Origin of the sequence: Dactylosporangium sp. NPDC051484 (genome assembly GCF_040689395.1) — a bacterium.
Classification (GTDB): domain Bacteria; phylum Actinomycetota; class Actinomycetes; order Mycobacteriales; family Micromonosporaceae; genus Dactylosporangium.
In genome coordinates, this window is record NZ_JBFAZX010000007.1 from 30,318 (window position 1) to 53,510 (window position 23,193).

Annotated in this window: 22 protein-coding genes, 1 pseudogene and 1 riboswitch; of the genes and pseudogenes, 4 read left to right on the top strand and 19 right to left on the bottom strand. The window is 72.3% G+C overall.

Annotated elements, in window-relative coordinates:
* Positions 1-2,262, bottom strand: coding sequence for a malto-oligosyltrehalose synthase (gene treY, locus AB0367_RS14940; protein WP_366226844.1), 2,262 nt, complete (start codon positions 2,260-2,262; stop codon positions 1-3).
* Positions 2,259-4,364, bottom strand: a complete 2,106-nt coding sequence (gene glgX / locus AB0367_RS14945) for a glycogen debranching protein GlgX (RefSeq protein ID WP_366226845.1) — start codon at positions 4,362-4,364, stop codon at positions 2,259-2,261. The genes treY and glgX overlap by 4 nt, the downstream gene beginning before the upstream one ends.
* A 260-nt stretch (positions 4,365-4,624) precedes the next feature.
* On the opposite strand from glgX, the gene AB0367_RS14950 reads away from it, so the two are divergent.
* Together AB0367_RS14950 and AB0367_RS14955 are read left to right on the top strand one after the other, a co-directional pair.
* Complete coding sequence (locus AB0367_RS14950) at positions 4,625-6,676, top strand: amylo-alpha-1,6-glucosidase (RefSeq protein WP_366226846.1); 2,052 nt, start codon at positions 4,625-4,627, stop codon at positions 6,674-6,676.
* A gap of 25 nt (positions 6,677-6,701) precedes the next feature.
* Entirely contained in the window at positions 6,702-8,186 is a 1,485-nt protein-coding gene (locus tag AB0367_RS14955) for a glycosyltransferase family 4 protein (protein ID WP_366226847.1), read from the top strand.
* 58 nt (positions 8,187-8,244) lie between these two features.
* Here the strand turns inward: AB0367_RS14955 and AB0367_RS14960 are convergent, their stop codons facing one another.
* The 16 genes and pseudogenes from AB0367_RS14960 to AB0367_RS15035 all read right to left on the bottom strand — a co-directional run.
* Complete coding sequence (locus AB0367_RS14960; RefSeq protein WP_366226848.1) at positions 8,245-8,457, bottom strand: hypothetical protein; 213 nt, start codon at positions 8,455-8,457, stop codon at positions 8,245-8,247.
* 237 nt (positions 8,458-8,694) lie between these two features.
* Positions 8,695-8,916: a type II toxin-antitoxin system VapB family antitoxin gene (locus tag AB0367_RS14965; protein ID WP_366226849.1), complete on the bottom strand. Its 222-nt coding sequence runs from the start codon at positions 8,914-8,916 to the stop codon at positions 8,695-8,697.
* 99 nt (positions 8,917-9,015) lie between these two features.
* Positions 9,016-9,642 carry a DUF2461 domain-containing protein gene (locus tag AB0367_RS14970; protein ID WP_366226850.1) on the bottom strand — a complete coding sequence of 209 codons (627 nt, stop codon included), beginning with the start codon at positions 9,640-9,642 and terminating at the stop codon, positions 9,016-9,018.
* Between the two features lie 28 nt (positions 9,643-9,670).
* Positions 9,671-10,339, bottom strand: a complete 669-nt coding sequence (locus tag AB0367_RS14975) for a MerR family transcriptional regulator (protein ID WP_366226851.1) — start codon at positions 10,337-10,339, stop codon at positions 9,671-9,673.
* Between the two features lie 540 nt (positions 10,340-10,879).
* Positions 10,880-11,344: a bifunctional nuclease family protein gene (locus tag AB0367_RS14980; protein ID WP_350557117.1), complete on the bottom strand. Its 465-nt coding sequence runs from the start codon at positions 11,342-11,344 to the stop codon at positions 10,880-10,882.
* Positions 11,345-11,476: 132 nt separating this feature from the next.
* Complete coding sequence (locus AB0367_RS14985; RefSeq protein ID WP_366226852.1) at positions 11,477-12,193, bottom strand: MerR family transcriptional regulator; 717 nt, start codon at positions 12,191-12,193, stop codon at positions 11,477-11,479.
* A gap of 4 nt (positions 12,194-12,197) precedes the next feature.
* On the bottom strand, positions 12,198-12,638 hold the full coding sequence (locus tag AB0367_RS14990; RefSeq protein WP_350557121.1) for an FHA domain-containing protein: 441 nt from the start codon (positions 12,636-12,638) through the stop codon (positions 12,198-12,200).
* A gap of 170 nt (positions 12,639-12,808) precedes the next feature.
* A complete protein-coding gene (gene gcvH, locus AB0367_RS14995) occupies positions 12,809-13,189 on the bottom strand; it encodes a glycine cleavage system protein GcvH (protein WP_366226853.1) in 381 nt (126 codons plus the stop codon).
* A gap of 16 nt (positions 13,190-13,205) precedes the next feature.
* Positions 13,206-13,898, bottom strand: a complete 693-nt coding sequence (locus AB0367_RS15000; RefSeq protein WP_366226854.1) for a DUF881 domain-containing protein — start codon at positions 13,896-13,898, stop codon at positions 13,206-13,208.
* A 19-nt stretch (positions 13,899-13,917) separates the two neighbouring features.
* Complete coding sequence (locus AB0367_RS15005) at positions 13,918-14,250, bottom strand: small basic family protein (RefSeq protein WP_366226855.1); 333 nt, start codon at positions 14,248-14,250, stop codon at positions 13,918-13,920.
* Positions 14,247-15,083, bottom strand: coding sequence for a DUF881 domain-containing protein (locus AB0367_RS15010; RefSeq protein WP_366226856.1), 837 nt, complete (start codon positions 15,081-15,083; stop codon positions 14,247-14,249). The genes AB0367_RS15005 and AB0367_RS15010 overlap by 4 nt, the downstream gene beginning before the upstream one ends.
* Positions 15,084-15,144: 61 nt before the next feature.
* Positions 15,145-15,741 (bottom strand): CDP-alcohol phosphatidyltransferase family protein, encoded by a 597-nt coding sequence (locus AB0367_RS15015; RefSeq protein ID WP_366226857.1) that lies wholly within the window; start codon positions 15,739-15,741, stop codon positions 15,145-15,147.
* Positions 15,742-15,797: 56 nt separating this feature from the next.
* Positions 15,798-16,499, bottom strand: a complete 702-nt coding sequence (locus tag AB0367_RS15020) for a class I SAM-dependent methyltransferase (protein WP_366226858.1) — start codon at positions 16,497-16,499, stop codon at positions 15,798-15,800.
* Positions 16,496-17,065: an AAA family ATPase gene (locus AB0367_RS15025; protein ID WP_366226859.1), complete on the bottom strand. Its 570-nt coding sequence runs from the start codon at positions 17,063-17,065 to the stop codon at positions 16,496-16,498. The genes AB0367_RS15020 and AB0367_RS15025 overlap by 4 nt, the downstream gene beginning before the upstream one ends.
* Before the next feature lie 49 nt (positions 17,066-17,114).
* The gene (locus AB0367_RS15030; protein WP_366227117.1) at positions 17,115-17,867 is read right to left on the bottom strand and encodes a nucleotidyltransferase domain-containing protein; all 753 of its coding nucleotides are present in this window, start codon (positions 17,865-17,867) and stop codon (positions 17,115-17,117) included.
* Positions 17,868-17,918: 51 nt separating this feature from the next.
* Positions 17,919-18,572: pseudogene (locus tag AB0367_RS15035) on the bottom strand (nucleotidyltransferase domain-containing protein); the annotation flags it as partial.
* 33 nt (positions 18,573-18,605) lie between these two features.
* Positions 18,606-18,704: riboswitch (glycine riboswitch) on the top strand.
* A 77-nt stretch (positions 18,705-18,781) separates the two neighbouring features.
* On the opposite strand from AB0367_RS15035, the gene gcvP reads away from it, so the two are divergent.
* Positions 18,782-21,607: an aminomethyl-transferring glycine dehydrogenase gene (gene gcvP, locus AB0367_RS15040; protein WP_366226860.1), complete on the top strand. Its 2,826-nt coding sequence runs from the start codon at positions 18,782-18,784 to the stop codon at positions 21,605-21,607.
* 25 nt (positions 21,608-21,632) lie between these two features.
* On the opposite strand, the gene AB0367_RS15045 is transcribed toward gcvP, so the two are convergent.
* Positions 21,633-21,842, bottom strand: coding sequence for a DUF5999 family protein (locus AB0367_RS15045; RefSeq protein ID WP_350559594.1), 210 nt, complete (start codon positions 21,840-21,842; stop codon positions 21,633-21,635).
* A gap of 132 nt (positions 21,843-21,974) precedes the next feature.
* Here AB0367_RS15045 and AB0367_RS15050 point away from each other — a divergent pair.
* Positions 21,975-23,193, top strand: a 1,219-nt coding sequence (locus AB0367_RS15050) for a chorismate-binding protein (RefSeq protein ID WP_366226861.1), incomplete at its 3' end; no start/stop codon positions are given.

Here is a 23,193-nt window from a genome sequence, read left to right on the forward strand (position 1 = left end):
TCAGCTCCTCACCAGCAGTGCGACCGGATAGGCGGCGAGCACGTCGCCGAGCGCCGGGGACGCCACCGCCCGCCCGGTCAGGACATCGGTCCAGTCGCCGCCGGGCAGCTTCAGCTCGGTGTCGCCCCAGCCGCCGCCGGCCGCAAGCCCCACCGGCAGCCGGGTGGCGACGCTCAGCGCCCCGCCCCGGTCGAACGCCACCACGTGCCGCTCGGCCGAGCCGGCCGCGGTCACCGGCCGGTAGCCGCCGAACAGCTCCGGCCGGTCCCGGCGCAGCCGCAGCGCGCGGCTGACGACGAGCAGCTTCGCCGCGCCGGAGACGTCCACGGGCGGCAGCGCGGGCCCGGCCGCCGCGGCCGCGTCGAGCGCGGCGAGCAGGTCGCGGCGCCCGGCGAAGTCGACCGGGCGGCGGTTGTCCGGGTCGACCAGGGAGTCCTCCCACAGCTCGGTGCCCTGGTACACGTCGGGGACGCCGGGCATGCTCAGCTGCACCAGCTTCTGACCCAGCGAGTTGCTCCAGCCGAACGGCGTGATCCGGGCCGCGAACGCCGCCACCTCGTCGCGCAGCTCCCCGTCGGCGAAGACCCGCGCCAGGGCCGCCTCCACGGCGTCCTCGAACGCCGCGTCCGGCGCCTCCCACGACGTGCAGCGGTTCGCCTCGCGGGCGGCCTTGGTGAAGTACCGCCGCAGCCGCTCCGGCTCGGCGGGCCAGACGCCCACCACGGTCTGCCAGAACAGCGCCGCGAACGACGGGTCGGGCAGCGGGGCGAGCGCGCGCCAGCCCCGCTGGAGCGCGGCCCACTCGGCGGCGACCTCGCTGAGCACCGCCAGGCGGGCCCGCACGTCCTCGCCGCGCTTCGTGTCGTGCGTGGACAGGGTGGTCATGCCGGCCGGCCACCGCCGGTGGCGGTGCGCGGCGGCCTCGTGGAACTCCTCCGGCGCGACCCCGTAGCGCGACGGGTCGCCGCCGACCTCGTTCAGGGCGATGAACCGGTTCCAGCGGTACATCGCGGTGTCCTCCACGCCCTTGGCCATGACGGCGCCGGTGAGCTGCTGGAAGCGCGGGCACAGCTCGTCGTGCGGGTCCGTGAGCCGCGGGGCGAGCGCGTCGATCGTGGCGGCCAGGTCGGGGCGCTGCTGCCGGGCCCGGTCCGCGGCCTGGTCGAAGACCTCGCGGCCGTACGGCAGATAGGTTCGATAGATGTCGAAGTTCGCCGCCAGCTGGGACAGCGCGTCCTCGACGTCGTCCGGTCCCTCAGGGCCGATCAGGCGGGCCAGGCGGTGCAGCTCCGCCGGGAAGAGGCGGCGCAGCACGTCCAGCTTGCGCTCGTGGGCCTCGTCGGCCCACGGCGTCTCGGGAGCGGGCGGGGACGCCGGGTCGATGAACAGGCCGCACACCTCGGCCAGCGCGTCGTAGCCGGTGGTGCCGTCGACCGGCCACTGCGGCGGCAGCGCCTCGCCGCGCTCCAGGATCTTCTCCACCACCAGCCACGTGTCCGGCGCGGCCGCGCGCAGCCGCGCCAGATAGCCGCCGGGGTCGCGCAGCCCGTCGGGGTGGTCGACCCGGATGCCGTCGACCAGGCCCTCGCGCACCCAGCGCAGGATCTCCGCGTGCGTGGCCGCGAAGACGGCCGGGTCCTCGACGCGCACGCCCGCGAGCTCGGTGACGGCGAAGAACCGCCGGTAGTTGAGCCGCTCGTTACCCTCGCGCCAGCAGACCAGCCGGTAGTGCTGGCGCCCGTGGACCTGCTGGGGCGTGCCCGCGCCGGTGCCCTCCGCGATCGGGAAGCGGTGCTCGAAGTACCGCAGCTCGTCCCCGTCGACGCGCAGGTCATCCAGCGACGGCGAGCCGAGCACCGGCACGACGAGCGGGCCCGTCTCCCAGTCGATGTCGAACCAGCCGGCGTACCGGCTGCCGCGGCCGTGCTTGAGCACGTCCCACCACATCGGATTGGCGGCCGGCTGGAACAGCCCCATGTGGTTGGGCACGATGTCGGCGACGAGGCCGAGCCCCCGCGCGCGCAGCGCCGCCACGAGCCGGTCGAGGGCCGCCGCGCCGCCCAGCTGCGAGCTGACCAGCCGCGGGTCGACGACGTCATAGCCGTGCGGCGAGCCGGGCGTCGCGGCCAGCAGCGGCGCCGAGTACAGGTGGCTCGCGCCGAGGTCGCGCAGGTATCCCGCCAGCCCCGCGGTCGTGTCCAGATCGAAGTCCGGCCGGACCTGCACCCGGTAGGTGCCCGAGGGGCGTGAGGGGCTGGTCATGCGGTGCGGTCGAGCACGACGACGGACCGGTCCGGCACCGTGATCGTCCCGCCGGCGGGGTAGGAGCCGCTGTCGCGGGCCGGGCCGGTGGCGGTCGCGATCACCAGTTCCCACTCCTTGCCGTACTCCTGCGGCGGGACCACGAAGTCCAGCGGGTCGGAGTGGGCGTTGAAGCACAGCAGGAACGAGTCGTCGACGTGCCGCTCGCCGTGCGAGCCGCGCTCGGTGATGGACTCGCCGTTGACGAACAGCATCAGCGCCTTGCCGAAGTGGTTGTCCCAGTCCTCCTCGGTCATCTGCCGCCCGTCGGTGGCGAACCAGGCCACGTCCGGGATCGGCGTGCCCTCGGCGCGGGCGACCGGCCGGCCGGTGAAGAACCGGCGCCGGCGGAAGACCCGGTGCCGCTCCCGGAACAGCGCCAGACCCCGCGCGAACGCGAGCAGCTGCTCGTCGACCGTGTGCCAGTCGATCCAGCTGATCTCGTTGTCCTGGCAGTAGGCGTTGTTGTTGCCGCCCTGGGTGCGGCCCAGCTCGTCGCCGGCGCAGATCATCGGCACGCCCTGCGACAGCATCAGCGTGGTGAGGAAGTTGCGCCGCTGCTTGGCCCGCAGCGAGCTGATCGCCGGGTCGTCGCTGGGCCCCTCGACCCCGCAGTTCCAGGAGCGGTTGTAGCTCTCCCCGTCGCGGTTGTCCTCGGTGTTGGCCTCGTTGTGCTTGTCGTTGTAGGAGACGAGGTCGTTGAGCGTGAAGCCGTCGTGGCAGGTGACGAAGTTGATGCTGGCGAACGGGCGGCGGCCGTCGTCCTGGTAGAGGTCGGCGGAGCCGCAGATGCGCGAGGCGAACTCGCCCAGCGTCGCCGGCTCGCCGCGCCAGAAGTCGCGCACGGTGTCGCGGAAGCGGCCGTTCCACTCCGTCCACAGCGGCGGGAAGTTGCCGACCTGGTAGCCGCCGGGGCCGACGTCCCAGGGCTCGGCGATCAGCTTCACCTGGTTGACGACCGGATCCTGCTGTACCACCTCGAAGAAGGTGGACAGGCGGTCCACCTCGTAGAACTCCCGCGCGAGGGTGGAGGCGAGGTCGAAGCGGAACCCGTCGACGCGCATCTGCGTGACCCAGTAGCGCAGCGAGTCCATCACCAGCTGCAGCGAGTGCGGGTTACGCACGTTGAGGCTGTTGCCGGTGCCCGTGTAGTCGGTGTAGTAGCGGTTGTCGTCGTCGTCGAGCTTGTAGTAGTGGCCGTTGTCCAGGCCCCGGAAGCTCAGCGTCGGTCCGAGATGGTTGCCCTCGGCCGTGTGGTTGTAGACCACGTCGAGGATGACCTCGATGCCGGCCGCGTGCAGCGCCTTGACCATACCGCGGAACTCCTGCACCTGCTGGCCGCGGTGGCGGCGGGCGTAGCCGTGGTACGGGGCGAAGAAGCCGATCGTGTTGTAGCCCCAGTAGTTCGACAGCCCGAGCTCGACGAGGCGCTGGTCGTGCACGAAGTGGTGCACCGGCAGCAGCTCCAGGGCCGTGATGCCCAGGCGCTTGAGGTGCTCGACGATCACCGGGTGGGCGATGCCGGCGTACGTGCCCCGCAGCTCCTCGGGCACGTCCGGGTGACGCATGGTCAGGCCCTTCACGTGCGCCTCGTAGACCACGGTGTGGTGGTACCCCACGCGCGGGGCGGCGTCGTTGCCCCAGTCGAAGTACGGGTTCACGACGACCGCCTTCGGCATGAACGGCGCCGAGTCGGCCGTCGACATCCGCTCCGGGTCGTTGAAGTCGTAGCCGTACACCGCGGGATCCCAGTTGATGTCGCCGTCGATCGCCTTGGCGTACGGGTCCAGCAGCAGCTTGTTGGGGTTGCACCGCAGCCCCCGGGTGGGTTCGTACGGCCCGTGGACGCGGAAGCCGTAGCGCTGCCCCGGCTCGACACCCGGCAGGTACGCGTGCCACACGAACGCGTCGACCTCGACCAGCCTGACGCGCTCCTCGTTGTCGTGTTCGTCGAAGAGGCACAGCTGCACCGAATCGGCCACCTCGCTGAAGATGGCGAAGTTGGTCCCCTGCCCGTCGTAGGTCGCCCCCAGCGGATACCGGTTGCCCGGCCAGACCTGCATGCTCGCTCCTGAGTCGTCGCTCGGCGCCGCGGTGAACGGCCGACCCCGTGGCCACGGTGTTACGTGCGTCGAAAGTTCACGCCCGGGTACGCGTGAAGCCGACTCGTATATGCCCCCCGCACCCAATAATGAATCGTGCCCGGCCCGCGGTCGGATTTCCGACAGGGATTCGGGATGAACCTCAGGCGAATTCAGCCGTGGCGCGCGTTTCAAACAAGGGGGATTGGATCATAGTTGGGCACATGCCCCCAGGATCGGTGATGACCTTCGGCCCCCATGCCTGTAGCACGCCGGCCGGATTCGAGTCCGAATGGCTGGTGACCGACGGTCTCGGGGGATACGCGACCGGCACGATCGCGGGGCTGCGCACGCGCCGCTACCACGCGCTGCTCGTCACGCCGCGGCGCCGCGTCGCGCTCGCCGGTCTCGACCCGGTGCTGAGCATCCCCGGCCGCCCCGACGCCCGCCTCGCCGTGCACGAGTGGGCCTCCGGCGCGCTGGACCCGGCCGGACACCATCTCCTGGAATCGTTCGACATCACGGATTCGGTGCCGCGCTGGCGCTGGCGGATCGGCGAGTACGTCCTGGAGCGCGAGATCGCGATGCCGTACGGGCGCAACGCGGTGGCGGTCGTGCACCGGCTCGTCGCCGCGCCGCCGGGCGCCTCGGTCCGTCTCACGCTGACGGCGCTGTGCACCTGGCGGGACGCCGATGCCGAGCGCTCTCACGACGGTCCCGGCCTCACCATGGACGGCACCGTCCTGGAGCACGGGGCCTACCGCCTCGACGGTCCCGGCTGGAAGCCGATCGGGCAGTGGTACCACGACGCCTACCACCGCGAGGAGGCCGCCCGCGGGCTCAACCCCGTCGAGGACCTCTGGGCCGCCGGCACGTTCGAGGACACCCTTCGCCCCGGCGAGACGCTCACCGTCACCGCCTGCTCGGACGGGCTCGACTCGCCCCTGCCGCCGGGTCCCGCCGTCGTCGACGCGGCCCGCCGCCGCGCCCGCAAGCTGATACGCCAGGCCGGCGCCCGCGGCACCGCCGACCGGCTGCTCGCGCTCGCCGCCGACCAGTTCATCGTCTCGGCCGGCGACGCGCCCGCGGTGATCGCCGGGTATCCGTGGCTGGGCAGCTACCTGCGCGACACGATGACCGCCTACGAGGGCCTGTTCCTGCACACCGGCCGCTTCGCCGAGGGCCGCCGGCTGCTGCGGGAGCACGCCGCGCTGGGCGTGCGGATGCGGCAGGAGACGCTCGAGGACGCCGACGGGCCGCTGTGGTACGTCCACGCCGTCGAGCGCCACGTCGCCCGCACCGGTGACGAGCAGCTGGCCCGGGAACTGCTACCCGCCGTCGAGGGGGTCGTCGCGGCGTACACCAAGGGCACCCGCGACGGCGTGAGCGTGGACCCCCTCGACGGCCTGCTCGCGCTCGACGCCGAGCACGCCGGCCTCACCTGGATGAACGCGCGGCTGCCCCAGGGCCCGGGCGCCCAGGCCGACCAGCCGGAGCCCCGCGGGGACGGCCCGCCCAAGGCGGTGACCCCGCGCGACGGCAAACCGGTGGAGCTCAACGCCCTGTGGGCCAACGCGCTCGGCGCCGTCGCCGCGCTGCGGGAGCGGTGCGGCCGGGACGCCTCCGTCGTCCACGCGCGCCGCGACGCGGTCCGGGCCCAGTTCGTCAAGCGCTTCCGGGCCCCCGACGGCTGGCTCTTCGACGTCGCCGACGCCGGCCCCGCGCCCTACCCGAAGGGCGGCAGCGGGGTGCACGACGACTCGGTGCTGCGGCCCAACCAGCTGCTGGCGTTCAGCCTGCCGTATGCCCCCGCCGCCGACGAGGCGCACCTGCGCGACAACGTGCTGCGGGCCGTCGGCGCCGAACTGCTCACGCCGCTGGGGCTGCGGACGCTTCCCGCGGGCGAATACGGGTACTGCGGTGCCCATCGTGGCGGCGTGTGCGCCCGGGACAGCGCGTACCACCAGGGGACGGTGTGGCCGTGGTGGCTCGGGCCGTACGCCGACACGCTGCGCTCCGCCGGCCGTTCGGCTGACGCGCTGCTGAGCGCGGTCGAGGCACATCTGGGCGAGTGCGGTCTCGGGTCGGTCAGCGAGATCGCGGAGGGTGACGCACCCCACCGCCCGACCGGGACGCCGTTCTCGGCCCGCTCGGTCGCCGCGGTCCTGCACGCCCGCGCAGTGATCAGGCAGAACTGCAACTTGCAACCAACGGCGAACGGGGATTCGCCGGTGGAGAAAACGAAATTGGCCCGCGAAGCCCGTCCGCGCACCCGCCGGAACGCGCTACGGTGACAGTTGGCGACGAGAGGTATCCGCCATGCGCGTATTGATGATCGCCTGGGATTTTCCGTCGAGTGAAGCACTAGACGCCCGCCAGGGCCGTATCGCCGCATTGTCGGCGGCCCTCGTCGCGGGTGGCCACGAGGTCACGGTGGTCAGCCGGCACCAGGCCGGCGCGCCCGCGAACGAGACGTCCGGCGGCGTCCGGGTGGTCCGGGCCAGCGCGCCGCCGCCGTTCGACGACACCGGCCTCGGTCACACCATGGCCGTCAACCACCTGCTGGCAGAGGCCGCGATCCGATCCGCCCCCGCCTCGGGCTACGAGGTGATCCACGCCCACGACTGGCTCGTCACACACGCCGCCGTCACCCTCAAGGAGCACTTCGGCATCCCGTTCGTCGCCACGCTGCAGGCCACGGAGGCGGGCCGGCACCAGGGCTACCTGCCCGGCGAGACGAGCCGCAGCGTGCACTCGGTCGAGTGGTGGCTGGGCTCGGAGGCGTGCCGCGTCATCGTGCCGAGCGAATACCTGCGCTGGGAGGTCCAGCACCTCTTCGACGTCTCCGCCGAGCGCGTCGACGTCGTGCCCAACGGCATCGACCCGGACGTCTGGACCGCCGGGCCCCGCGCCGTGCTCTCCGCGCGCCTGCGCTTCGCCGGCGAGGGCCCGCTGCTGGTCTCCGCCGGCCGCCTGATCGCCGAGAAGGGCGTGCAGGACCTCCTCGCCGCCATGCCCGCGATCCGCGAGCGCCACCCCGGCACCCGCGCCGTCGTCGTCGGCGACGGCGACTACCGCGGCACCCTCATCGAGGAGGCCCGCCGCCTCAAGCTGCACCGCGCGGTCTCCTTCCCCGGCACCCTCGACCAGCGCACCCTCGCCGCCGTCCTGGCCGCCGCGGACGCCTTCGTCATGCCGAGCCGCTACGAGCCGACCGGCACGGTGGCCCTGGAGGCCGCCGCCTCGGGCGCCGCACTCGTGGTCGCCTCCACCGGCGGCCTGGCCTCGATCGTCGAGCACGGCGTCACCGGCGTCCGCTTCCCCGCCGGCGACCCCGACGGCCTGGCCGACGCCGTCGGCGCCCTCCTGCAGGACCCGATGTTCGCCCAGTCCCTCGCCTCCCGAGCGCGCCGGATGGTCCGCGAGCGCCACTCCTGGCACGCGATCGCGGCACGCACCGCCGCCGTCTACGGCGCCGCGGTGGACGAGTCCCCGGCCTTCGAGGCCCGCCGCCAGGCCGCCGTGCTGGACAGCGGCCTGCCGGTCGTCCTCGTGCCGCCGGGCAACCTGCTCGCCGACCCCCCGCGCGTCCCGGTCGGGGAACGCCCGTCCAGCCTGGTCCGCGCCGCGGCCGAGGAGGCGGCCTGGCAGGCCGGCGCCGACGCGGCGAGGGCGGCGATGGCCGCCGAGGGCAACCCGTGGACGACGGACGCCGCCGCCCGCGAGGCCGCCGACCGAGACGCCGCCGCAAGGGCCGCCGCTGCCCCGTTCGACGTGGTGATGGCCGCGGTGGAGCGCCGCTGACCTCGCTTGCCACATGGCGCTGGCTGGCGCCGACTGACCTGCAGCCGGCCGTAATGGATCACGTGAACTCAGGTAGCGAGTGCACCCGTCGTTCGGCGAGGTCCGGCAGGTGCCGGGCGGCAGCCACGAAGTCGTTGTCGTCGTGCAGGACCACGAGTCCGCGGATGGCCGCACAAGCGCAGAGCAGGAGATCTACGCAGGACAGCGCTCGATGTGCCCCGGCTCGCAGCAGGCGGTACTGCGCCGACTCGACCCACTGCCACGCCGTCAACGGGAATCCTCCCGGACGGGGCAACCGGCGGCGAAGCAGGAAAACCTACGGGCGACCACGGGACTCCCCGCCTTTTAGGCGGGAAGGATGTCAACTGTTCGTACTCGTCGAGCGAACTCGGTGCGTTGGGGCTTGCACGATCCGATCGCATGATCAGAGACCACGTCAGTCCAACCGGCTCGCACGTTGGGTCGCGCAGCAGTCGTTACAGGGCCGACGAGTCCGCCAGGTAGCGCATCACGCAGCGGGCGCCTTGCCGGCCGAGCGCATTTCCTGCCACCCCTCGTAATCCCAGGCTTGAGCTGCGGCGACGTAGTGATCGAGCGCCGCGATGCGGCGATGCCGAGCTGCAAACTCGCGCAACGCGAGGTTCACCGTCTCCTTCTTGCTCCGCGCGCCAGATAGTCGCATCGCCTCGGCCAGCGCGTCATCGTCAAGATCAATTTCAGTAACCGTCATCGTGACTCCTGTGGACGATGTAGATTGCTGCGCCACTCGTTGCCGGTCTGGGCGAACCCACCACCGCTGATCGTGGCCTCCGCCGGCCCGAAAATCGCGCTACGGCTGGGCGGCGTGCGTGGCCAGCCAGTCCTGCAGCGGGCGGCAGCCGCGGAGGAACTCCTCCACGTGGGTGCGGGCCTTCGCCGTGCCCAGCCAGGGCTTCAGCGGGAACTGGTGCCACGCGATCAGGCCCTTGTGCCGCAGCAGTCCGGCCCGAGGGTGCTCCCTGTCGAAGCCGCGTGGCACCGACTTGAGCTGCTCGCGCGAGGTGACCGACCAGCCGCGCGCCTCCAGGCCGGCGACGATGACGGCCAGCCGCTCGCCGGTGAGGTCGTCGGCGACGGCCTGGCGGTAGCGGGCCAGGCGGGCCGAGTCCATCATGTACGCGCCGGCGCCCGCGGCCAGGCCGTGCGCCGTCAGCTGGATGTATCCGCCGCGCTCGAACGATGCCGAGCACGACGTCTTGTACGGGGACTTGTCGGCGCTGAAGCGCACGTCGCGGTACGGACGGAAGATCTTCGCCGGCCCGAACTCGGCCTCGAGCTCGGCGAGCAGCTGCGTCATCGGGCCGCGCACCTGCTCCTCGTAGATCGCCTTGTGCGCGGTCCAGTACGTCTTCGAGTTGTCCGCCTCGAGCCCGTCGTAGAACTCCAGCGCCTCGACCGGCCAGCCGTGGAAGGTCACGAACAGGAGCTTACGACGACACCATGTGTCAGCCGGCGCGGCGGCGGGCCCGGCGCATGGCGAGCTCGTCGCCAGCGGCGAAGGCCTCGTCGGTGCTGGTGCCGGCGCCGGTGGCCAGGGGCGCGGGGAGTTCCTCGCCCGTGGTGGCGGCCTCGGCGGGCAGGTGCGACAGGGTGCCCTCGATCTCCTTGAACGCGCCGGAGATCGCGATGCCGAAGACGCCCTGGCCGCCCTGGAGGAGGTCGACGACCTCTTCGGGGGAGCGGCACTCGTAGACGGTGGTCCCGTCGGAGATGAGCGTGATCTCGGCGAGGTCGCCGACGCCGCGGGAGCGCAGGGTGTCGATCGCCTTGCGGATGTTCTGGAGGGAGACACCGGCGTCGAGGAGGCGCTTGACGACCTTGAGCACGACGATGTCGCGGAACGAGTAGAGGCGCTGGCTGCCGGAGCCGGCGGCGTCGCGCACGGAGGGGACGACGAGGCCGGTGCGCGCCCAGTAGTCGAGCTGGCGGTAGCTGATGCCGGCGGCGTGGCAGGCGGTCGGGCCGCGGTAGCCGACGTCCTCGGCCTCGGCGATGCCCGGTCCGGCGGCGGTCGTCGCGGTGCCGGAGGCTGTGCGTGAACCCGTGTGCGAGGGCGTCACCTGGGCGCGCTCAGGGGCATGACCGGATGTCCCGGGATCGGGCGGCTGTTGCATTGCGACCCACCTCCAGCGTCAACACCCGCAACCCTATAGCGCACCTTGAGAGTCAATGGGGAAGTAACGCCGCGACACGCCGCGCGCCGGTGCGTGAATCTTGCGCGCGCCAGCGGACGGCAGGGGTCCACCGCTGGCGAACGGCGACCCGTGTTCGACGCTACCCGGCGAGCCGCCTCCCGGCGCGCGGCGTCGCGGAACTTACCCGGGTGAACCGCGAGCCCGGAAAGGGGGAACCACCTGGTGACCGCGAATCACCCCGATGATCCCCCAGAACGCCTGACGGCACGGCCCCCCACGGCCGGGCCGAAGATGCCGCTAAGGCGATCGTGAGGCGGGCGCGGCCGGGCTGCGTCGCTCCGCCGCCGGCTTGAAGGGTGAGGCGCCAGGGTGCGTCCTGAGGGGACGGTGGAGCGCGCGGCGCATGGCGAAGCGCGAAGGTCGGAGGCAGGCCGATGGCGCCGTGATCTGCTCAACCGCGGCTACCAAGAGCTGCCCGCCCGGGGCGGGTGCCGTGGCCGTCCTCTGCGGGAGGGCCGGTCAGCCGGCGAAGTCCTCCGGGCGGACCTGCTCCAGGAACTCGCGGAACTTCTCGACCTCGTCCTCCTGCTCGTCCGGGATGACGATCGCGGCCTCGGTCAGGACCTGGTCGGCGCAGCGGATCGGGGCGCCGACGCGCAGGGCCAGAGCGATCGAGTCGCTCGGGCGGGCCGAGACCCGGACGTTTTCGCCGATGACGAGCTCGGCGTAGAAGATGTTGTCGCGCATCTCCACGATCTCGACGGCGTGCAGCGGTGCCTTCAAGGCTGCCAGCATGTCGCGCATCAGGTCGTGGGTGAGCGGCCGGGCCGGCTTGACCCCCTGTTGCTCATAGGCGATCGCGGTCGCCTCCACCGCGCCGATCCAGATCGGCAGGTAGCGGTCGCCGTCGACCTCCTTGAGCAACACGATGGGCTGATTGGTAGGCAGCTCCACGCGAACCCCGACCACATTCAGCTCTCGCACTGCCGCCGCCTCCGTGTCGACTTTGCCTCTCCCTGCACGTTACACGGACACCACCGCAGTCGTGCCACTCGCACGGCCGGTGTGATGTGCCGAGTGGTGAAGATCGCCCGCGGGGACCGGAGTGGAAATCGGCTACTTGCCCAGGATTTCCCGCAGGCCCGCGCGGACCAGGGCGGCGTGCACGCGCTGGGTGAGCGCGGCGAGTTCGTGCACGGTGTCGGCCGCGCGGGCGCGGCCCGCTGGGCCGTTCTGTCTGGTCATCGGGGTGATGAGCTGGCTGAACAGGCCGATCTCGCGATCGGCGGCGGCCCGGTACGCGCGCAGGTGCCGCGGCTCGAGGCCGAACTCCGCCAGGCGGGCCGCGGCGGTCGCGACCTCCAGGGCGTCGGCGTCGTAGCCGCTGCCGGGGCGGGGTCTGAGCAGGCCGTGATCCTCCAGCGCCTTAAGCCCGGGGTCGGTCAGCCCGGTCTTGGTCAGCAGTTCGTCGCGGGTGAGCCGGATCTCGGAGGGGGGCTCCTGCGGTGCCACCGCGGAGACCTCGGTGAGGGGCTCCCGCATCGTGGCCAGGTGCTCGCGAATGACGCGAAGCGGGAGGTACTGGTCACGCTGGGCGGTCAGCACGTAGCGGAGCCGGGCGACGTCCGTCCACGTGTACTTGCGATACCCGGCCGGGGTGCGCCGCGGCTCGACGAGCCCTTCCGTCTCCAGGAATCGCAGCTTGGAGATGGTGACGTCGGGGAAGTCGCCGCGCAGGTGCGCGAGGACCTCGCCGATGCTCATGAGACGCTCACCCCGGGTGAGATCCTCACCCGGGGTGGCAGAGTTCCAGGCGGCCGCCGACGCCGTCATCGCCTCAGCTTTCGTCGGGGCGCGGTCCTGCCACGAATACGAGGCGGAACTTGCCGATCTGGACCTCGTCGCCATTGCTGAGCGTGGCGGCCTCGACACGCTCCCGGTTGACGTAGGTGCCGTTGAGGCTGCCGACGTCGCGCACCGTGAAGGTGCCGCCCTCGCGGTGGAACTCGGCGTGGCGGCGCGAGACCGTCACGTCGTCGAGGAAGATGTCACTGTCAGGGTGCCGGCCGCTCGTCGTCACGTCATGGTCGAGCAGGAAGCGCGCGCCGGCGTTCGGACCGCGGCGGACCGCGAGCAGAGCGGTGCCAGGCGGCAGCGAACCCGACATGCGGGTGGGGACCATGTCAGTGTCCGGCCCCTCGATGGCATCCTCAATGGCGCCAAGGTTGAGCGTGGACGTGACGTCGAGCGGGGGGAACTCGTCGTCTGGGCGCGTCATCGAACCACCTCACGGTCGTATGTCGGTGTCTACCGGCTGCATTCCACGATGCATAGGAAGGATGCATCAGAATGCCGAGAACGCATACGGTTGACTTGGCGAGCCTAGTCACGCCCGAAATATCGGGTCAACCGGACGCGCGGCAAATGGACTGGCGGAACTTCGGGGGGTCAGCCGACGGTCAGTTCACCGTAGGCCTTGGCGTCGAGCAGGGCGTCGACCGCGGCCGGGTCGGACACCTTGAGCTCGACCAGCCAGCCCTCGCCGTACGGGTCGGAGTTGACGAGCTCGGGCGAGCCCTCCAGCGCCGCGTTCACCGCGATGACCTCGCCGGAGACCGGCGCGTAGATCTCCGACACGCTCTTGGTCGACTCGACCTCGCCGATCGCGTCGCCGGCCTGGTAGGCGGAGCCGGCCTCGGGCAGCTGCACGAACACGATGTCGCCCAGGGAGTCCTGTGCGAAATGCGTGATACCGACCTTGAACGTGCCCTCGCCGGCTGGGGCGAGCCACTCGTGCTCGGCGGTGTACCGCAGATCCTCGGGAATCACGTGGAGTCCTTCTTCGTCAGGCGGGCTTGGCGTATTGCAACGCACCGGCAGTGTGCAGCGCTGTCACGTGCACCGGATCCGCTTCGTGCACGGAAACCGTACCGCCGTGCTGGCGAACGCTGTCCACGACCCCTCCCGGGATGTTCAGCGCCGTCCGCATGGTGTCCGGACCTCCGATGACGGTGATCGTATAGGGCGCGGCGAGCGTCGTCCCCCCGACCACGAGGCGGCCCCCGTCCGGGCCGTCCACGAAGTACGTGGAGGCGACGATGCGCACCGCCGGCCCGCCCGCCCCGGCGATCTGCATCGCCTCGGCGCCGGCGCCGCGCAGTTCCTCGATGGCGTCGAGGACCGTTTCGGACTTTATCGCCTCGGTACCCTGCATGAGGTCGATCCGTAGCCCCGGCCCCTCGGCCGGCAGCGTGCCCGCGAGGATCCCCAGCTCGTCGGCGCGCTTGCGGGCGTCGGCGAGCGCGGCGTCGCGGCCCTGCGCGCCCGAGTCGAGCTGCCGCTGCGTGTCCTCGAGGTCGCTGATCGCGCCGCGCATCCGCTCCTGCTGGGCGTCGAGGTCGGAGAGGATCCGCACGAGGTCCTCCGGCCGGGCGGAGGACAGCGCGGCGTCGGAGCCGCCCGCCTTGAACTGCACCGCCACGGCGAAGCCGAGCAGCGCGACCAGGACGGCGATGACGAGGTTGGCCGGTTTCTTCACCGTTGCGGCTCTTCCCGCCTCAGGCCCGGAACAGGTGACGCCGGATCGCCGCCACGTTGCCGAAGATCCGCACGCCGAGCACGACCACCACCCCCGTGGAGAGCTGCCCGCCGACCCCGAGCTTGTCGCCGAGGTACACGATGAGCCCGGCCACCAGCACGTTGGACACGAACGACACGACGAACTGCTTGTCGTCGAAGATCCCGTCGAGCTTGGCCCGGACCCCGCCGAACATCGCGTCGAGCGCCGCGACCACGGCGATCGGCAGGTACGGCGCCAGCCCCGGTGGCACGGTCGGTTCGAGGAAGATGCCGGCTGCGACCCCGATGGCCAGGGCGATCACGGCGATCATCGCGAGGGACCTCCAGAGGGAGAGGGCGAGGGGGTTCTGGCGTAACGCAGCGGCGGCTCGTCGGCCGCGGGGAGGGTCAGCTTCGTGCGCTTCTTCACGCTGAACTGCATCCGGTACTCGTCGACGTAGCGCTTGAAGCGCTTGGCGGTGACGGACCGGCCGAAGGTGTCGGTGATGTCCGGCGGCCCGATCGCGGTGACCTCGTAGGGGCTGGTCACCGGCCGGAAGTCGACCAGGATCACGCCGCCGGCGGTCCGGATCGTGCTCGTCGCCGTCAGGCGCTGCCCGTTCACGGCGATCGCCTCGGCGCCACTTTGCCACAGCCCGTTGGTGATGTCCTGCAGGTCGCGGTCGAGCACCAGGCCGAGGTTCTCCTCGGAGGTACGGCCGGTCACCGGGTCGACCTGCGCCGGCGCGTCGACGACACGCACCGCGACCCCGTCGCCGGTGACCTTGCTCGTGCCGGTCCCGGCCGCGAGGTCGCGCAGCCGCGACGCGTTGTCGCCGCCGGCGAGCGCGTCGTCGCGGGCCTGGTCGACCTGGGCGCGTAGCTCCGCGGCGCGCCGCTGCAACTCGTCGGCGGTGCGCTGGCGCGAGCGGACGTCGGCCGCCAGGTCTTCGCGGGCCTTCGTGGTGCCCGGCGCGGCGGCGACCACCTGGTGATAGGCGACGGCGAGCAGCAAGCCGATGGCGAGCATCGCCGCGGCCGTCAGCCAGCGCCCGGACCGCGGCGGCGCGGCGTCCCCGCGGCGGGCGGCCGCGGCCGTGTACCCGGGGTCGAGCGGGTTGCGGAACAGCTCGCCGAGCAGATCGTCGCGGCGGGGCGAGGTCACGCGCCCTCCTCGCTTCGCTCGTCGGCTGCTCGATGCTGGGTGCCGCTTCGCCGCGGACCGGTCACGGCACCCCGGCGGCCGTGGCGCGTCCGGCGCGCACGTGGACGGCCGCCTGGATGAAGTAGAAGACCGCGGCGACCCAGTACAGCACGATGCCCCACCACAGCAGGGCCCAGCCGCTGGGCAGCGCCCACGATCGCGCCGCCTCGCTGAAGTGCGCCAGCAGCATCATCGGGAAGCCCATGAGCAGGATCGCGGTGGCGGTCTTGCCCACGTAGTGCACCGGCGGCGGCCCGTGGCCGAGCAGCCGCAGCACGACCAGGCACAGCACCATCACGGCCTCGCGCGCGAGCAGCGCGATCGTGAACCACCACGGCACGACGTGCTCGAACGTCAGCGCGAACAGCGTCGCCAGGATGTAGAGCCGGTCGGCGAGCGGGTCGAGCAGCTCACCCAGCCGGCTGACCTGCTTGAGCCGCCGCGCCGCGAACCCGTCCACCCAGTCGCTCAGCCCGCCGACGGCGAGCACGGTGATCGCCCAGCCCGTCGCGTCGGTGGCGAGGAACAGGTACAGGAACAATGGCACGCCGAGCAGGCGCATCAAGCTGATGAGGTTCGGGACGGTGAGCACCGGCCCGAGACCCTGCCGGTCTGCCACGCCGGGAATGCTAACAGCCCGCACGGGTGACCTGGTGGCGGCGCGGCTGCCGAGTGCTACTTGAGCAGGGCGAGCGTGAAGTCGCCCGCCTGCGGGTGGTAGCCGTGGTCGAGGACCCAGCGGTCGGTCAGCGCGGCGGCGAAGCGGGCCGCCACCACCGGGTCCACGTAGAGCTCGTCCGGTGCCCTGGCGGCCTCGGGGCGCTGTGCGCTGAGGAAGTTCACGGCCACCGCCCGCCGGGAAATGTCGTACATCTGTTCTAAGATGGTGAGGTAGTAGAGGGGGTCCTCCGGGTCCGGGAACTGGAAGATGCCGCTCGCGAAGACGTAGTCGTAGCGGCCCCGGGGGGTCTGTGGGATCCGGCCCGGGGGCAGCAGGGCGACGTTCGGGACGCCGCGGGACGTGGCCAGCTCGACCATGCGCGGTTCGAGGTCCACGCCGGTGTAGTCGACGGGGAGGTCCATGGGGAGGTGCACGGAGCACAGGTGGAAGTAGAGGTCGCCGGGGCCGCAGCCCCAGTCGAGGACTGAGCCGCCGCGGTAGCCGGCCGCGCGCAGCAGGGCCTCGAAACGCACGCGCTGCAGGTCGGCGCTGCCCCAGCCCGCGATCCGCCACGTCGGCCCGTGTAGGCCGGCGTGAAACGCGGTGATGGCGGCCGCGCGGGATCCGGACGGCGCGGCGGCGGACGACGCGGGGCGGTCGGTGCTGTTGGTCCCGCTCGTACCGCCGGTGTCGTGGCCGCTGCCGGTCGGGCTCAAATCGCCGCCTCCGTCCAGGCTCGGGTGAGGATCTCGTCGACCGTCTCGGTGGGGGTCTGGTCCGAGGTGTCCAGCCACAGGCCGATCCGCGGGGTCCGGTGCCGCAGACCGGCGTCCAGAGCCTCCACGGTCCAGCCGGTGTAGGCGGTCTTCGCGCGCTCGGACTCGCGGGCGGCGACCGCGGCCGGGGAGGGGGCGAGCACGACCACGAGCAGGGGGCGGTTGCGGATCGACGCGGTCAGCTCGGTCAGGTCGGGGCCGAGGACGACGTCCTGGGCCACGACGGTGAAGCCCGCCTCGAAGTAGGCGTCGGCGACCTGCGCGGTCAGGCGGTAGCGCAGGCGGAGCTGGCGTTCGGCCTCTTCGGTGGCGTCCGGGGTCATCTCGGCGCGGCCACGCACCACCATGCGGCGGAACACGTCGCCGCGCACGTGTACGGAGCGGGGGAGGCGTTCGGCCAGGGCCTGGGCGACCGTGGACTTGCCCGCGGCCTGGATACCGGTGATGAGCACGATCGCGTGGTCGCCGGCACCCAGGCGACCGCCGCCCTCGCCGCGTTCCCGCACAGGACGACCGTATCCGGGCACCGGCGGGCGCGGCGACGTGGGTGAGGCTTCAGCGATGCAGGCGGGTGCGGATGACGAGGTCGTTGAGGGCCGGGCCGGCGGACGGGGTGTCCGGCAGCTTCGAGGCGTCGCGGGCGGCCTCCAGCTCGGCGCTCAGCCGCGCCACGTCGGCCGCCAGGGTCCGCTGGTCGACCAGGTCCGGCGGCAGGGCGCGGTGCTCGCCGGCCCGCTTGGCCTCGATCAGGCCGGGCACGTACGGGAGGGTGTTGAGCACCCGCAGGTCCGCCTCCACCTCGCCGGTGCGCATCAGGTGGATGCCGGTGTGCAGCACGCGCAGGGTGTAGAGGGCCGGTTTCAGCTCGCCGGTGTTGAGGTACAGCTGCCACTGGCCCGCGGCGAAGCCCAGGTAGTGCCGGGCGTGCTCGGGGGTCAGACAGTGCGGCGCGAGGGCCTTGAGCTCCTCGTGCAGCGCGGAGGTGCGCACCAGCAGGGGCGAGAGCAGCTGCTCCAGGACGTAGCCGTTGGGCTTGAGCAGCAGCCGGGCGAACTTGGCGAGCTCCTGGCTGACGACGTCGAGCTCCATGCCCTCGCGGACGCCGCTCGACTGGACCGTCTGCGGGCCCGTCGTCAGGCCCACCACCTCGTCGAGGGGCAGGACGTGGCAGGCGCGCAGGTCGAGGTCCGAGTCGACGGACGCGAAGCCGTAGAGGTGGGCGCCGCTCACCGTGGCGAAGACGAGCGGGTAACGGTGTTCGTCGGCCACGTCGCCCGCCCACGGTGGCACGTCGTCGAGGACCGGCAGCGGCGGCGGGGCGGGCACGTGCGGTACCGACGCTGGGACCGATGTGTGGGCCCTTAGCTCCACCAGGAACTTCTCGACCGCCGCGCGGTCCGGCTCCTCCGGCAGGGTGGAGGCGCTCTCCGCGCGCCGCAGCGCGGCGGACAGCGAGGCGGCCAGGGCCTCGAACGCCTCCCAGGTGAGTTCGCCGCGGCGGATGGCGAGCAGCTCGTCGCGGGCGGCGCGGACGTCGACCAGGACCTCGCCGGTGCGCAGCACATGGGCGCCGGCGCGCAGCAGGCGGGCCATGTGCATCGCCTGCTTCCAGCGCACCTCGCCGGTCTTCGCCCGGGCCGAGGTGAGCTTGGCCAGCTGGTCGCGGGCGTAGTCGCCGTAGGTGCGGGCGGCCCGGCGCGACAGGAACGCCGGGCGCAGGCCGAGCAGGGCCCGGCCGGCGTCGGTGACCCGCTCGACGAGCGGGGACGACAGGCACTCCCAGACCGTCGGGTTGGCGGCCAGCGCGAGCGTGCAGGCGCGCTCGACCTCCCACGAGAACTGCTCCGGCAGCGGGCCCTCCAGGTGTGCCGGCGGCTTGTCCAGGCGCCAGAACAGTGGCGTCGGCGCCTGGAAGACGCCGCGGCGGTCGGTGTCGGAGTCCGGTCCGTCGAGGCCGTAGGCGCGGGAGCCGACGATCGCGGAATAGATCGTGTGCGACGCCACGCTGGTCAGGTCCTGCACAGGAGGTAGGGTAGGCGAGCCGGCAATACCCGCGTGGGAGAGACCGCCGTTGGCAACGGACGGCGGCGCCGAAGGGGCAAATCCTCCCCGGAACCTCTCAGGCAAAAGGACCGCGACGGGTTGGCACCTCTGGAGTCTGCGACAGAGGGGGAGGAGCGCATCGCATCGCCCCTGTCCCGCGAGACCCAGAGAGTGTTGCTATGACGAGTTTCGCCGCGCGGCACATCGGTCCGTCCGTCGACGACCACGCCCGCATGCTCAAGGCCGTCGGATACGAGTCGGTCGAGGAGCTCATGACCGCCGCGATCCCCGGCTCGATCCGCTGGCGCGAGCCGCTCGAGCTGCCGCCGGCGGCGTCGGAGGCGCAGGTGCTCGCGGAACTGCGCGCGCTCGCCTCGGCCAACCGGCCGCTCGTGTCGATGATCGGCCTGGGCTACTACGGCACGCACACACCGCCCGTGATCCTGCGCAATGTGCTCGAGGACCCCTCGTGGTACACGGCCTACACGCCGTACCAGCCCGAGATCAGCCAGGGGCGGCTCGAGGCGCTGCTCAACTTCCAGACGGTCGTGGCCGACCTGACCGGGCTGCCGGTCGCCGGGGCGTCGCTGCTGGACGAGGCCACCGCCGCGGCCGAGGCGATGACCCTCGCCCGCCGCTCGTCCAAGGTCTCCTCCGAGGTGTACGTCGTGGACGCCGACGTGCTGCCGCAGACCCTCGCCGTGATCCGGACCCGGGCCGAGCCGATCGGCATCGAGGTGCGCGTCGTCGACCTCGCGGCGCAGGAGCTGCCGGCCGAGTTCTTCGGGCTGCACCTGCAGTATCCGGGCGCCTCCGGCGCGGTCCGCAACCACGAGGCCCTCGTCGAGCTGGCCCACGAGCGGGGCGCGATCGTCACCGTCGCCGCCGACCTGCTGGCGCTGTGCCTGCTGCGCGAGCCCGGTGCGATCGGCGCCGACGTCGCCGTCGGCAGCGCCCAGCGCTTCGGCGTGCCGATGGGCTTCGGCGGCCCGCACGCCGGCTACATCTCGGTCCGTCAGGGCCTGGAGCGCACGCTGCCCGGCCGGCTCGTCGGCGTGTCGAAGGACGCCGGCGGCGCGCCCGCCTACCGGCTCGCCCTGCAGACCCGCGAGCAGCACATCCGCCGGGAGAAGGCGACCAGCAACATCTGCACCGCGCAGGTGCTGCTCGCGGTGACCGCGAGCATGTACGCGGTGTACCACGGCCCGGACGGGCTGCGCGCGATCGCCGCGCACACCCACGACGCGGCCGCCCGGCTCGCCGCGGGGCTGCGCGCGGGCGGGGTCACCACCGAGCATCTCGCGTTCTTCGACACCGTCACCGCCGTCGTGCCGGGCCGGGCGGCCTCGGTCGTCGAGGCCGCCGCCGCGCGGGGGATCAACCTGCGCCACGTCGACGCCGACCGGGTGAGCATCGCCTGCGACGAGACCACCACGTTCGAGCAGCTGCGCGACGTGCTCGCCGCGTTCGGGCTGGCAGACGTCGACGTGACCGGGCTGGACGGCACCGGCGCGGTGCCGGCCGGGCTGCGCCGCGCGTCGGAGTACCTGACCCACCCGGTGTTCGCAAGCCACCGGTCGGAGACGGCGATGCTGCGATACCTGCGCAGGCTCTCCGACAAGGACTACGCGCTCGACCGGGGCATGATCCCGCTGGGGTCGTGCACGATGAAGCTCAACGCGACGGCCGAGATGGAGCCGATCACCTGGCCCGAGTTCGCCGGCCTGCACCCGTTCGCGCCGGCGTCGCAGACCCAGGGGTATCGCCGGCTGATCGGCGACCTCGAGCGCTGGCTGGCCGAGGTGACCGGCTACGACGCGGTGAGCCTGCAGCCCAACGCCGGATCGCAGGGCGAGCTGGCCGGGCTGCTGGCGATCCGGGCGTATCACCTGGAGCGCGGCGACACCGGGCGGGACGTGTGCCTGATCCCGTCCAGCGCGCACGGCACCAACGCCGCAAGTGCGGTGATGGCGGGCATGCGGGTCGCCGTCGTCGCCTGTGACGAGCTCGGCAACGTCGACCTGGGCGACCTGGACAAGAAGATCGTGCAGCACGGCGAGCGGCTCGCCGCGATCATGGTGACGTATCCGTCGACGCACGGCGTGTACGAGACCGGCATCGCCGACCTGTGCGCGAAGGTGCACGAGGCCGGCGGGCAGGTCTACGTCGACGGCGCCAACCTCAACGCGTTGCTCGGCTACGCCAAGCCGGGCAAGTTCGGCGCCGACGTGTCGCACCTCAACCTGCACAAGACGTTCTGCATCCCGCACGGCGGTGGCGGCCCCGGTGTCGGGCCGGTGGCGGTGCGCTCGCACCTGGCGAAGTACCTGCCGTCGCACCCGTTCCTGGCGGCCGACGCGCCGGTCGGGCCGGTCTCGGCCGCGCCCTGGGGCTCCGCCGGAATCCTGCCGATCCCGTGGACGTATCTGCGGCTGATGGGCCCGGAGGGGCTGAGCCGGGCGACGGCGGCCGCGGTGCTGGCGGCCAACTACGTGGCGGCCCGGCTGCGCGAGCACTACCCGGTGCTCTATAGCGGCGCGGAGCACCTCGTCGCGCACGAGTGCATCCTGGACCTGCGCGGGATCACCCGGGCCAGCGGCGTGACCGTCGCCGACGTCGCCAAGCGGCTCATCGACTACGGCTTCCACGCCCCGACGATGTCGTTCCCGGTCGCCGGCACCCTCATGGTCGAGCCGACCGAGAGCGAGGACCTGGGCGAGCTGGACCGCTTCTGCGACGCGATGATCGCGATCAAGGGGGAGATCGACCGGGTCGCGGCGGGCGAGTGGCCCGCCGGCGACAATCCGCTCGTGAACGCTCCGCACACGGCGGAGGTGGTCACGGCCGACGAGTGGGAGCACGCATACCCGAGGTCGGTGGCGGCCTACCCGTCCGCGGCCGCGCGCGAGGCGAAGTACTGGCCGCCGGTGCGCAGGATCGACGACAGCTACGGCGACCGGAACCTGGTGTGCGCCTGCCCGCCCACCTCCGCGTACGAAGAGTGACGGGCCGGTAAATACGCAGCGTTACCTATGCGGCGCCGACGAGCGTGTGTGGAGCCGGACCCCGGTGCGGCTCAATCACACTGCAATCGGGCAGAAGCTCCCCGGTGTCCTCAAAGGCGATCACACCGTTGCAGAGAAGGCTCCATCCCTGCTCGGGATGGCTCGCTGTGATCTTGGCGGCCTCGCGGTCGACGTCGGCGGCTGAGGGGCAGGGCGGCTGGTGCTGGCAGAGCATCGGGGGTCTCCGATTGAGAGATGCAGGTAAGGCCTGTGTGGTTCTTCACATGACCAGTGATGCACGCTACTACGGTCAACGGCACTATTCCGAGCATGTCACGGCACAACTTGGGGATAATCCACCCTTCGTATGAGCACATTAGGGCCGGTTGTCGGGTACGGGCCCCGGATTGTGGATCTTCCCTCTCCCGGGTTGCCCGCCGCGTGCCGATCGCGTGTTTGGGAGCGCTCCCGGCTGGAATGGCACGCGCGGGATGGCGGCGATCCGCTTCAATTGCTGACCGCTTTCGCGGAATCACACGGAGTGCCGGTCGGGGATTTGGCTTCGTCACGGAAGGTGATTGACGCGTCCACTTGCGGGATCGCGGTGCTCTTGTCGCCACCCTCCGTGACACCCTCCCCGGCCGCGGCGGTGCCCGACCTCGTCGCCGTCGCCTACGCGCACGGCGACCGGACCCCGTCCGCACTGGCCAGTTTCCCCGCAGCCGTGGGGGATTTCCCCGCAATCGCGGCCGCAACGCGGCCCGGGACTGTCGGAAACTGGACACCGAGCTGGAGCCCCGCCGGGCACGCCGCCGCGGTGCAGGAGGTGCGGGCCGCGATCGCCCGCGGCGACGTGTACGTCGTGAACCTCGTCGGCCACGCCAGCGCCCCGTTCGGCGGCGACCCGGCCCCGGCCCTCGCCCGCGTGGCGGCCCTGCCCGGCGCGCGGTACGGCGGCGTCCTGCGCGGCGAGCGCTGGTCGCTGGCGTCGGCCTCGCCGGAGACCCTCGTCGAGGTCTCGGGCGGCCGGGCCGTCACCCGCCCGATCAAGGGCACCCGCCCCGCCACCGCCGAGGGCCGCGCCGAGCTGCTCGCCTCGGCCAAGGAACGCGCCGAGCACGTGATGATCGTCGACCTGGAGCGCAACGACCTCGGCCGCGTCGCACAGGTCGGCTCGGTGCGCGTCGACGAGCTCTTCGCGATCCGCCGCTGGTCCGGGCTGTGGCAGGCCGAGTCGACGGTCAGCGCGCGGCTCGCCCCGGGGGTCGGCCTCGCGGAACTGCTCGCCGCGGTCTGGCCCGGCGGCTCGGTGACCGGCGCGCCGAAGCTCGCCGCGATCGACGTGGCCACGCGGCTGGAACCGGTCGGCCGCGGGCCCAGCATGGGCGCGTGCGGCTGGATCGGCCACGACCGGGACGGGCGCGTCTCGGTCGACCTCGGGCTGACCATCCGCACCGTGGCCGTCGCCGACGGCCGCGTGCACCTCTGGGCCGGCGGCGGGATCGTGTGGGACAGCGACCCGGCCGCGGAGGTCGCCGAGGCGGCCGCGAAGAGCGCACCCATCAAGGCGGCCCTGCGCGCAGCCA